This window comes from Caulobacter rhizosphaerae (assembly GCF_010977555.1).
Taxonomy (GTDB): domain Bacteria; phylum Pseudomonadota; class Alphaproteobacteria; order Caulobacterales; family Caulobacteraceae; genus Caulobacter; species Caulobacter rhizosphaerae.
In genome coordinates, this window is sequence record NZ_CP048815.1 from 5522932 (window position 1) to 5533618 (window position 10687).

General features: G+C 69.6%; 8 protein-coding genes. 3 read left to right on the forward strand and 5 right to left on the reverse strand.

Going from position 1 to position 10687, the window contains the following annotated elements; all coding sequences use genetic code 11:
* Positions 1–77: 77 nt before the first annotated feature.
* Positions 78–4412: an Ig-like domain-containing protein gene (locus G3M57_RS25255; RefSeq protein WP_163233477.1), complete on the forward strand. Its 4335-nt coding sequence runs from the start codon at positions 78–80 to the stop codon at positions 4410–4412.
* A gap of 30 nt (positions 4413–4442) precedes the next feature.
* On the opposite strand, the gene G3M57_RS25260 is transcribed toward G3M57_RS25255, so the two are convergent.
* From G3M57_RS25260 to kefF, 4 genes are all read right to left on the reverse strand, one after another.
* On the reverse strand, positions 4443–4682 hold the full coding sequence (locus G3M57_RS25260) for a DUF6894 family protein (protein ID WP_056754981.1): 240 nt from the start codon (positions 4680–4682) through the stop codon (positions 4443–4445).
* Between the two features lie 10 nt (positions 4683–4692).
* Positions 4693–4884 (reverse strand): DUF3606 domain-containing protein, encoded by a 192-nt coding sequence (locus G3M57_RS25265; RefSeq protein WP_056754978.1) that lies wholly within the window; start codon positions 4882–4884, stop codon positions 4693–4695.
* Between the two features lie 61 nt (positions 4885–4945).
* Positions 4946–6865, reverse strand: a complete 1920-nt coding sequence (locus G3M57_RS25270; protein WP_163233478.1) for a monovalent cation:proton antiporter-2 (CPA2) family protein — start codon at positions 6863–6865, stop codon at positions 4946–4948.
* 80 nt (positions 6866–6945) lie between these two features.
* Positions 6946–7557 (reverse strand): glutathione-regulated potassium-efflux system oxidoreductase KefF, encoded by a 612-nt coding sequence (kefF, locus tag G3M57_RS25275; RefSeq protein WP_163233479.1) that lies wholly within the window; start codon positions 7555–7557, stop codon positions 6946–6948.
* Between the two features lie 96 nt (positions 7558–7653).
* Here kefF and G3M57_RS25280 point away from each other — a divergent pair, with 96 nt between their 5' ends.
* Both G3M57_RS25280 and G3M57_RS25285 read left to right on the forward strand, forming a co-directional pair.
* On the forward strand, positions 7654–8379 hold the full coding sequence (locus tag G3M57_RS25280; protein WP_056754968.1) for a CoA transferase subunit A: 726 nt from the start codon (positions 7654–7656) through the stop codon (positions 8377–8379).
* The gene (locus G3M57_RS25285; protein WP_163233480.1) at positions 8379–9020 is read left to right on the forward strand and encodes a 3-oxoacid CoA-transferase subunit B; all 642 of its coding nucleotides are present in this window, start codon (positions 8379–8381) and stop codon (positions 9018–9020) included. Before G3M57_RS25280 ends, G3M57_RS25285 begins: the two co-directional genes overlap by 1 nt.
* 42 nt (positions 9021–9062) lie before the next feature.
* On the opposite strand, the gene G3M57_RS25290 is transcribed toward G3M57_RS25285, so the two are convergent.
* The gene (locus G3M57_RS25290) at positions 9063–10646 is read right to left on the reverse strand and encodes a glycosyltransferase family 39 protein (protein ID WP_163233481.1); all 1584 of its coding nucleotides are present in this window, start codon (positions 10644–10646) and stop codon (positions 9063–9065) included.
* Positions 10647–10687: the final 41 nt, after the last annotated feature.

Here is a 10687-nt window from a genome sequence, read left to right on the forward strand (position 1 = left end):
GGAAGCGCCTAGAACACTCGGCTCACCCAAGACCCCGCGGCGACCGTCCAGAACAAGCCACCTTCGGAGGAAACCCCATGACCACCCTGACCGTGGGCGATCTCGCCCTGATCGGCTACAGCGCCGACACCGCCGGCAAGTCGTTCTCGTTCGTGCTGCTGGCGGCGGTCGAGGCCGGCACGGTCATCAGCTTCACCGACAACGGCTGGCTGGCGGCGGGCGGGTTCCGGGCCGGCGAAGGCGTCTACACCTATACCGCCGGCGCGGGCGGCGCGGCGGCGGGCACGGTGATCACGGTCACGGGCCTGACCGGCTCGCTGAACCCCTCGACCTCGGGCGACCAGATCATCGCCTACCAAGGCTCGGGCCCGTCGGCGACGCCGCTGTTCGCCCTGGACTTCGCCGACGGCAACACGACCTACGCCGGCGACGCGACCAACTCCAACACCTCGGCCATCCCGACCGGCCTGGCGACGGGCAGCACGGCCCTGGCCTTCGGGACCGACAACGGCGCCTATGTCGGCGCGACCACCGGGACCAAGGCCGAGATCCTGTCGGCCATCGGCAATTCGGCCAACTGGACGCTCGATGACGGCGTGCCGGTTCCCTACAAGACCGGCTTCACGGTCACCGACGGCGGCGTGCCCAGCGCCAACGTCTCGATCAGCGACGTCACCCTGGCCGAGGGCGAACCCGGCGACCATGTGATGACCTTCACGGTCACCCGCACCAACACCACCGGCGCCTTCACGGTCGACTTCGCCACCCATGACGGCTCGGCCCAGGCCGGGACCGACTACGCCGAGACCCACGGGACCCTGACCTTCGCGGCCGGCGGCCCGGCCAGCCAGACCGTCTCGGTGACGATCCACGGCGACGTGATGGCCGAGCCGAACGAGACCTTCACGGTCAATCTTTCCAACCTGGTGGTGACCAGCGGCGCGGCGGCCCTGGTCGACGCGGTCGGCCAGGCCACCATCGTCAACGACGACTTCGCCCCGGTGTCGATCTACGACATCCAGGGTACCGGCCACGTCTCGGCCTATGACGGCCAGATGGTCGCGACCCGGGGTATTGTGACGGCCATCGACACCACCGGCTCGCGCGGCTTCTGGATCCAGGACGCCTTCGGCGACGGGAACGACGCCACCTCGGACGCCATCTTCGTGTTCACCAACGCCATCCCGACCGTCCATGTCGGTGACTGGGCGCATGTGACCGGCACGGTCGACGAATATAACGGCGGCGTCGCCACCAACCTGTCGATCACCGAGATCGTCGCCCAGACCGTCGATGTGATCGGGACGGGGACGGTCGCCGCCACCGTGCTGGGCGCGGGCGGCCGCGCCATCCCCAACACGGTGATCGACGACGACCATCTGGGAAGCTTCGATCCGGCCACGGACGGCGTCGACTTCTACGAGTCGATCGAGGGCATGCTGGTCACCATCCACAACGCCCAGGCGACCGGCTCGACCTACCAGGGCCAGACCTGGGTCGTGGCCGACAACGGCGCGGACGCCACCGGCCTGAACGATCGCGGCGGCGTCACCGTCTCGGACGGCGACAACAATCCCGAGCGGATCCTGGTCTATGCCGACAGCGGCGTGAACCCGGGCTTCTCGGCCGGCTACGTGCTGGGCGACCACGTGGGCGACGTCACCGGCGTGGTCAGCTATTTCGGCGGCGAGTACGAGGTGCTGGCGACCTCGGTCCAGAACACCACCAGCAACGGCCCCGTGCCGCTGGAGACCACCAGCCTGGCCGGCGACGCCAGCCACCTGGCGATCGGCGCCTACAACCTGGAAAACATCTCGCCGCTGGACCCGGACGCCAAGTTCGCCGCCCTGGCCGCCGACATCGCCCATAACCTGGGCGCGCCCGACATCCTCGGCGTCGAGGAGATCCAGGACTCCGACGGGATCGGGACGGGTTCGGATCTCAGCGGCGCGGCGACCCTCAACAAGCTGGTCGCGGCCATCGAGGCGGCCGGCGGCCCGCACTACAGCTGGGTCGAGGTCGCCCCGACCACGCCCAACAGCACCGGCGGTCAGAGCAACGGCAACATCCGCAGCGCCTTCCTCTATCGCGAGGACCGTGTGGACTATGTCGAGGGCTCGGCCCGGCTGATCCAGGACACCACCGGGACCACCGACGCCTTCCACAACAGCCGCAACCCGCTGGCCGCCGAGTTCGTGTTCCACGGCGAAACGGTCACCGCCATCGACGTGCACAACTATTCGCGCGGCGGCAGCGACCCGCTGTTCGGCGCCAACCAGCCGGCCGTCACCAACGGCGACGACCGCCGCGTCGACCAGACCACGGCCGTGCGCGACTATGTCCAGGGCCTGCTGGCCGCCGACCCGGACGCCCACGTCACGGTGATGGGCGACTTCAACGGCTATTATTACGAGCAGACCCTGACCCTGCTGGAGGCCAATGGCGACCTCTACAACCTGGCCCGGACCCTGACTCCCGAGGAGCGCTACTCCTACATCTTCGAAGGCAACGCCCAGCAGATCGACAACCTGCTGGTCTCGCAGAGCCTGAGGGACGGAGCGGTGTTCGACAACGTCCACCTCAACACCGGCCAGGCGGCGATCGACCAGCCCACCGACCACGACGCGATCCTGGCCCTGCTGTCGGTCAACACCGCCCCGGTGGCGACGCTGGACGGCGTGTTCACGGTCGATGAGGACACGGTCCTGACCGTCGACGCCGCCCACGGCGTGCTGGCCAACGACAGCGACGCCAACAGCGATGTCCTGACCGCCGTGCTCGGCCAGGGCCCGACCTACGGCACGCTAGTGCTGAACGCCGACGGCTCGTTCGTCTATACGGCGGGCGCGGACTACAACGGCGGCGACAGCTTCACCTACACGGCGCATGACGCGTTCGGCGGCGTCTCCGGCCTGGTGACGGTCCAGCTGGGCGTCGCGGCGGTCAACGACGCCCCGGTCGGCGCGGCCGACGCGGCTTCCGTGGCCGAAGACGCCTCGATCCTGGTCGACGTGCTGGCCAATGACCACGACGTCGACCTGGACGGCCTGGCGATCGCAGCCCTGTCGGGCGCCAAGTCGGCCCTGGGCGCCTCGATCAGCCTGGAGAACGGCCAGGTCCGCTACGTGGCCGACGCCGACGCCTTTGACCAGCTGGCCGTCGGCCAGTCGGTGATCGACAGCTTCACCTACACCGCCTCGGACGGCCACGGCGGCTTCACCGCCCCGATCGCCGTCAGCGTCACGGTGGGCGAGGCCGGCGACAACCGCGTCCTGTCGGGCGGGCTGTGGCAGGCCAACAGCTTCACCGACGCCGCGGGCAAGGACACCACCTATACCGGCGGGCTCCTCAAGGACGTGATCGACGGCGGCGACGGCGCCGACACGCTGAGGGGGCTGGCCGGCTACGACACGCTGACCGGCGGGGCCGGGGCCGACTTCCTCGACGGCGGCCTGGACGGCGACTACCAGCGCGGCGGGGCCGGCGCCGACCGGATCGTCTATGACGCGGCCGACTATGTGATCGACGGCGGGGCGGACCGCGACACCCTGATCCTGAACGTCGGCGCCACCGTCAACCTGGCCAACATGTCGACCAGCCAGGTCGCGGGCGGGGCCTATGTGGCGGGCTTCGAGGACGTCGACGCCTCGGGCGCCACGGCCGGCGTGACCCTGACCGGCTCGGCCTACAACAACAGCCTGACCGGCGGGGCGTTCGCGGACGTCCTGGTGGGCGGGGCGGGCTTCGACACCCTGGCCGGCGGGGCGGGGAACGATGTCCTCGACGGCGGAGCCGACGGCGACCAGCAGCGCGGCGGCGAGGGCGACGACCGGATCGTCTACGACGCGGCCGACTATGTGATCGACGGCGGCGCGGGCCGCGACACCTTGGTGCTGAAGGTCGGGGCGGTCGTCAACCTGGCCAACCTCTCCAGCAGCCAGATCGCCGGCGCGACCTATGTCTCCAGCTTCGAGAACGTCGACGCCTCGGGCGCGAGCGCGGCCGTGACCCTAACTGGCTCGCAGTTCGCCAACAGCCTGGTCGGCGGGGCGGGCGCCGACGTGATCACCGGCGGCGGCGGCGCGGACCTTCTGACCGGCGGCTTCGGCGCCGACACCTTCGTGTTCGCCGCGAGCTCGGACTCCGCGCCGACCGCCCGGGACGTCATCCTCGACTTCGGGGCGGGCGACCGGATCGACCTGTCGGGGATCGACGCCAACACCGGCCTGGCCGGCGACCAGGGCTTCACCCTGAACAACCAGACCGGCCACGCCGGCGACATGGCGATGTTCTACGACGCCCAGGGCGACCGCACGGTGGTGCTGCTCTATACCGACAACAGCGGCCAGGCCTCGTCGATCTTCGAGCTGGCCGGCCATCACGGCCTGACGACGTCGGACTTCATTCTCTGACCAGGCTCGCACCCTGACCGGAACGGGGCCTCAGTGCACCGTCCCGGTTGGGGCGTTGGCCTCGACGGCGACCGTGGCCAGCACCGCGCGGCGTTCGTCCAGCACCTCGACCAGCAAGGTCCCCTCGTGGGCGAACTCGTCGGCGTTGTCGCGCAGCCACTCGCCGGCGATCCGCGCCGCCTCGACCTTGGCCGAGTCGAGGTTATCGAACACTTCGCCCTCGTCGTCGGTCAGGACGTGGCCGTCGCTGAGCTGGAAGAAATAGCGCACCGGCCCCGCCTCACACCTTGTCGCGACGCGACCTCAGGGCCTGCTCGACGGCGTCGGCCGAGACGCCGACCTCGGTCACCGTGTTGCGCAGTTGGTCGGCGGTGACGCCGAACTTGCCGGTCCAGTAGGCCAGTTCGTGCGGTTCGTTGACGTTGATCCGGGCGCGATCCTGGGGGCCGCGGTCCTGCAGATTGTCGGTCATGACATCCTCCTTTGCAGAAGGAATCCGCTTGGCCAGCCGACAGTTCCGAGATTCCGTCGGTCTACTTCGCCCCCTCCCGGCGCGCGCCCTCGCGTTCGGCCCGCTCCTTCAGCTCCTCGTCGAGGCTGGCGGTGTCCCACGAGCCGGCGGCGTCGCCGGGGCGCAGGCGCGCCAAGTCGGCGTTGAGCAGCTTGTCCATGGTCCGGGCCGCGTCGCGCGAGGCCAGGATATAGGCCTCCTCCTGGCCCCAGACGGGACGCAGGTCCTCGAACGACTTGCGGTCGTGGCGGCGGAAGATGCCGGCGGCGCGGTGCGCCCGGTGGGCGCGGTAGCCCAGCTTCTGCAGGGCGGTGGTCCCCAGGGCCAGGGCGGCCTCGAAGGTCTCGCGCTCGACCGCGTCGGCGCCGTTGGCCAGCAGGTCGTAGGCATGGCGGCGGTCCCAGGCCCGGGCCAGGATCACCAGGTCGGGGAAGGCCTTGCGGGCGGTCTCGACCAGTTCGACGGTCTTCTCGCGGTCGTCCAGGGCGACGATCAGCATCCGGGCCCGCTCGATGCCGGCGGCCCGCAGCAGGTCCATCCGCGTGGCGTCGCCATAGTGCACCCGGCGGCCGAAACGGCGCAGCAGGTCGATCTGCTCGATGTCGCTGTCCAGCACCGTCGAGCGGAAGCCGTTGGCGGTCAGCAGGCGGCCGGTGATCTGGCCGAAGCGCCCGAAGCCGGCGATGATGATGTCCGGCTCGCCGTCCTCGAAGTCGCCGGTGTCGGGGACCTGCTTGGGGATGGCGGCGTCCATCATCGCGGCGATCCGCTCGTAGAGGATCATCGCCACCGGGGTCAGGGCCATGGAGACGGCGACGGCGGCGGTCAGCAGGGCCGCCAGGGTGGCGCCGATCACGCCGGCCCCGACCGTGAAGCTCAGCAGCACGAAGGCGAACTCCCCGCCCTGGGCCAGGGCGGCGGCCACGGCGGCCGCGCCCCGGGCCGGCGCCCCGAACAGCCGCGCCAGGCCGAACAGCACCAGGAACTTCAGCGCCATCAGCCCCAGCACCAGGCCGACCAGCACCAGGGGCTGGCTGGCCACCAGCTTCAGGTCGATGCCGGCCCCGACCGTGATGAAGAACAGGCCCAGCAGCAGGCCGCGGAACGGCTCGATGTCGGTCTCCAGCTCGCGGCGGAACTCGCTCTCGGCCAGCACCACCCCGGCCAGGAAGGCCCCGAGGGCGGGCGACAGGCCGACCATCTGCATGATGCTGGCCACGCCCACCACGATCAGCAGGGCCGCGGCGGTGAAGATCTCGCGCAGGCGGGCCTCGGCGATGAAACGGAAGATCGGCCGCACCAGGTAGCGGCCGCCGCCGACCACGGCGCCCACGGCCACCAGCACCGATAGGCCCTGGGCCCAGGGCGGCAGATGGGCGACCAGGCTGGCGCCGCCATGGCCCTCGGCCGCGGCCGCATGGACCGGCGGGGCGATGGTCGCCAGGGTCGGCAGCAGGGCGAACATCGGGATCACCGCCAGGTCCTGCAGCAGCAGGATGCCGAAGGCGGCGCGCCCGACCGGTCCTTGCCTCAGGCCCTTTTCGTCCAGGGTCTGCAGCACGATGGCCGTCGACGACATGGCCAGCACCATCCCCACGGCCAGGGCCGTCTGCCAGGGCAGGCCCAGCAGCATCGACACGCCGGCGATGGCCAGCGAGGTGCCGACCACCTGGGCGCCGCCGAAGCCGAAGATCGCCTTGCGCATGTCCCACAGGGTCGAGGGCTGGACCTCCAGCCCGATCAGGAACAGCAGGATGACCACGCCGAACTCGGCGAACTTCATCACGTCGGTCTGCTGGCCGACCAGCGACAGGGCGAACGGCCCGATGACCACCCCGGCGATCAGGTAGCCCAGCACCGAGCCCAGGCCCAGGCGCTTGGCGATCGGCACGGAGATGACGGCGGCGCCGAGATAGACCAGGGCTTGCAGGAGGAAGGGCATCAGTCGGTCTCTGCTCTAGGGTCGTCATGCCCCGCCCGAAGCGGCGGACGGCGGTGGTTAGGGTCGCCGGTGGTCGTCATCTACGCCCCCAGCTCCGCGTCGGCCGGCGCGGTCAGCAGCGAGGCGATGCGGGCGCGGTAGCGTTGGGCCTCGGCCTTCAACTCCTCGTCGTCCTTGGTCGCCGCCCCGTGCACCACGAACGGCGTCTCCCAGACCATGCCGCACAGATAGGCGGTCTGCTCCAGCGGGCGCAGGAATTCGTCCATCGAGAAGCGATTGTAGCCGTGGGCGTGGTAGGCCTTGGCCGCCCCGCCGGTGGTGCAGGCGGCGAACAGGCGCTTGCCGGCCAGGGCGTTGCCCTCGATCCCGTAGGCGAAGCCGTGCAGCCAGACCAGGTCGAACCATTCCTTCAGCAGGGCCGGGGTCGAATACCAGTAGAGCGGGAACTGCACGGCGATCACGTCGTGGGCCAGCAGCTTCTCCTGCTCGGCCTCGATGTCGATCGCGAAGTCCGGATAGGTCTCGTAGAGGTCGTGGAAGGTGACCCCGTCCAGCCCCTTGGCCGCCTTGGCCAGGGCGCGGTTGGCGCGCGAGCGTTCAAGCGCCGGATGGGCCAGGGCCAGCAGCACGCCCGAGGTGGCGGGCGTCACGAGGCCGGTGCTAGCTTCCGTGGGGTTAGCCTGATCCGTCACGCCACTGCTCCAAGCATCGAAATTTTATTCATCAAGGGTTGAATTTCTCCGGCCGGCGGCTCAGAGCAGTCGGCGAACGTCGCTCCGGGAGGAACCATGGTCGACAAGGTCAAGTCCACAGCCGCCGAAGCGCTGGCGGGTCTTTTATTCGATGGCATGACCATCATGGCCGGCGGCTTCGGCCTGTGCGGCATTCCCGAGAACCTGATCGCGGCGATCCGCGAGGCGGGGACGAAGGACCTCACAGTCATCTCCAACAATTGCGGTGTCGACGGCTTCGGCCTGGGGATCCTGCTGGAGAACCGCCAGATCAAGAAGATGGTCTCGTCCTATGTGGGTGAGAACAAGCTGTTCGAACAGCTCTACCTCAGCGGCGAACTGGAACTGGAGTTCAATCCGCAGGGCACCCTGGCCGAGCGCATCCGGGCCGGCGGGGCGGGCATCCCCGCCTTCTTCACCCGCACCGGCTACGGCACCCTGGTGGCCGAGGGCAAGGAAGTCCGCGAATTCGACGGCGAGATGTACGTGATGGAGCGCGGCCTGACCGCCGACTTGGCCATCGTCAAGGCCTGGAAGGCCGACGCCGAGGGCAACCTTGTCTATCGCAAGACGGCGCGGAACTTCAACCCGATGATGGCCACGGCCGGCAAGGCCACGGTGGTCGAGGTCGAGGAGATCGTGGCGATCGGCGCGCTGGACAAGGACGCCATCCATACGCCCGGCATCTATGTCGACCGGCTGATCAAAGGCGCGACGTTCGAGAAGCGGATCGAGCGCGTCACCACCCGCCCTCGTGAAGAGAAGTCTGGGGAGCAAGCATAATGGCCTGGACGCGTGACCAGATGGCCGAACGGGCGGCCCGGGAGCTGCGGGACGGCTTCTATGTGAACCTCGGCATCGGCATCCCGACCCTGGTGGCCAACTACATCCCCCAGGGCATGAGCGTGACGCTGCAGAGCGAGAACGGCATGCTGGGCATGGGCCCCTTCCCCTACGAGGGCGAGGAGGACGCCGACCTGATCAACGCCGGCAAGCAGACGATCACCGAGCTGGAGTCGAGCTCGTACTTCTCGTCGGCCGACAGCTTCGCGATGATCCGCGGCGGCCACATCGCCCTGTCGATCCTGGGCGGCATGCAGGTGGCCCAGAACGGTGACCTCGCCAACTGGATGGTGCCCGGCAAGATGGTCAAGGGCATGGGCGGGGCCATGGACCTGGTGGCCGGCGTCAAGCGGGTGGTGGTGGTCATGGACCACTGCGAGAAGTCGGGGGCGCCCAAGCTGCTGCACCGCTGCAGCCTGCCCCTGACCGGGGCCGGGGTGGTCGACCTGCTGATCACCGAGCTGGGCGTCTTCGAGATCAACCGCGGCAAGACGCCGGTGAAGCTGATCGAGCTGGCGCCGGGCGTGACGGTGGATGAGGTCAAGGCCAAGACCGAGGCGGCGTTCGAGATGGGGGTCTAGACCGGAAATCCTTCCCTCCCCCACGTGGGGAGGGAAGACTTGTCAGGGCGTCGGTTCCGGATCCGGCGGCAGCCCGGTCTTCGGATCCCGCGGCACGGGCTGGAAGCCCTCGGCGATGAACAGGTCGGTCCGCCGCAAGCGCTTCTTGTCTAGCCGCACACGGACGATCTGCAGGTCCGAGGTCTTGGCGAAGTCCTGCCGGATCTTGGCGCGGTAGGTGCCTTCCAGGCTGGCGATCAGGGCGCGGCGGCCCAGGGCGGCTTCCAGCGGGGCCTCGGCCTCGGCCTGGTTGCGAGCGGCGATCTCGTGCACCCACATCCGCAGGGGCGGAGCCGCCGGCGTGCCGAAATAGTCGCGGCCGTAATAGGCGGCGACGTTGTAGAGGAAGCGGTCGTCGACGGCGACGGCGGTCAGGCCGCCGTGCAGGGCCTGCTCCTCGCGCGAGCGCTCGATGATCGCCTGCACCGTCTGGTCCCAGCCGCGGGCCCGCTTGAAGGCGTTGGCCATGCCCATGGCCTCGGCGGTGCGCGGGGCGATCACCCAGGCCAGGAACACCGCCGCCAGTACGGCCTGAAGGGCCAGGCCGCCGACCAGCCAGCGGCGGGCCTCCCAGCGCAGCAGCCAGGCGGCGACCAGCACCGAGCCGGCGACATAGGCGGCGCCGGCCCAGTTGGCGTTGGCCCGCGACACGAAGGCCTGGGCCGCCACCGTGGCCAGAGGCGGCAGGGCGAAGCACAGCAGCGTGACGTCGGCCGGGGCCAGCCGCTTGCGCACGGCCAGCAGCACGGCGCCGCCGCCCAGCACGCCGAACGGCACGGGACCGAACACCCCGAACTGCGAGCCGACGAACTGGAGCAGCTCGCCTGGATTGAACAGCTTTCCGGCCTTCCAGTTGGCGTTGGCGGCCGTGTGCTCCAGGGTCGAGAAGTGGTGCTGGTAGTTCCAGATCATGTTCGGCGCGAAGACCGCCAGCAGGGTGACGAAGAAGGCGACCGCCATGGCCGGGGTCCAGGCCCGCCGGGCCTCGCGCGACAGGACCAGGTGCGCGCCCAGGCTGGCCAGGGCGTAGATCGCCGCGTACTTGGACAGGAACGCCAGGCCCAGGGCCGCGCCCATGCCGGCCGCCGCCCAGATCCGGGCGCGGGGCGAGGCCTCGGGCAGGGCGACGCAGGCCCAGATCATCAAGGCCAGGAAGAACAGCAGCGGGGTGTCGGTGGTGATCAGCACCGACGACAGCTGGATCCCCGGCATCAGGATGAAGACCGCCGCGGCCGCCGCCCCGACCCAGCGTCCGCCCCGCTCGGCGCCGTAGAGCCGCGTGGCGATGCGCGACACCACCAGGGCCGTGCCGGCGTTGATCAGCGGCGAGCCGATGCGCAGCCAGGCCTCGGCGTCGCCGCCGATCCGCGTGGTCGCCCAGATCAGCCAGGCGATCACCGGCGGCTTGGAGAAATAGCCGAAATCCAGGTGACGCGACCACAGCCAGTACTGGGCTTCGTCCGGGTAAAGCTCCAGGGGGGTGACGAACAGCGCCACGACCCGCAGAACCGTCAGAACCCCGACCAAGATCAGCGTCAGCCGCCAGATTCGGGCCTGAGCCGCCCGCGCCGTTTCATCAAGGGCCACGCTGTTTTCTCCCGCATAAGTAAGAGGACGCTGACTAAATC

Coding starts and splice junctions, on each gene's coding strand:
- G3M57_RS25270 (WP_163233478.1), bottom strand. CDS start 6,865: ATGCCCTTCCTCCTGCAAGCCCTGGTCTATCTCGGCGCCGCCGTCATC.
- G3M57_RS25255 (WP_163233477.1), top strand. CDS start 78: ATGACCACCCTGACCGTGGGCGATCTCGCCCTGATCGGCTACAGCGCC.
- G3M57_RS25280 (WP_056754968.1), top strand. CDS start 7,654: ATGGTCGACAAGGTCAAGTCCACAGCCGCCGAAGCGCTGGCGGGTCTT.
- G3M57_RS25285 (WP_163233480.1), top strand. CDS start 8,379: ATGGCCTGGACGCGTGACCAGATGGCCGAACGGGCGGCCCGGGAGCTG.
- G3M57_RS25265 (WP_056754978.1), bottom strand. CDS start 4,884: ATGACCGACAATCTGCAGGACCGCGGCCCCCAGGATCGCGCCCGGATC.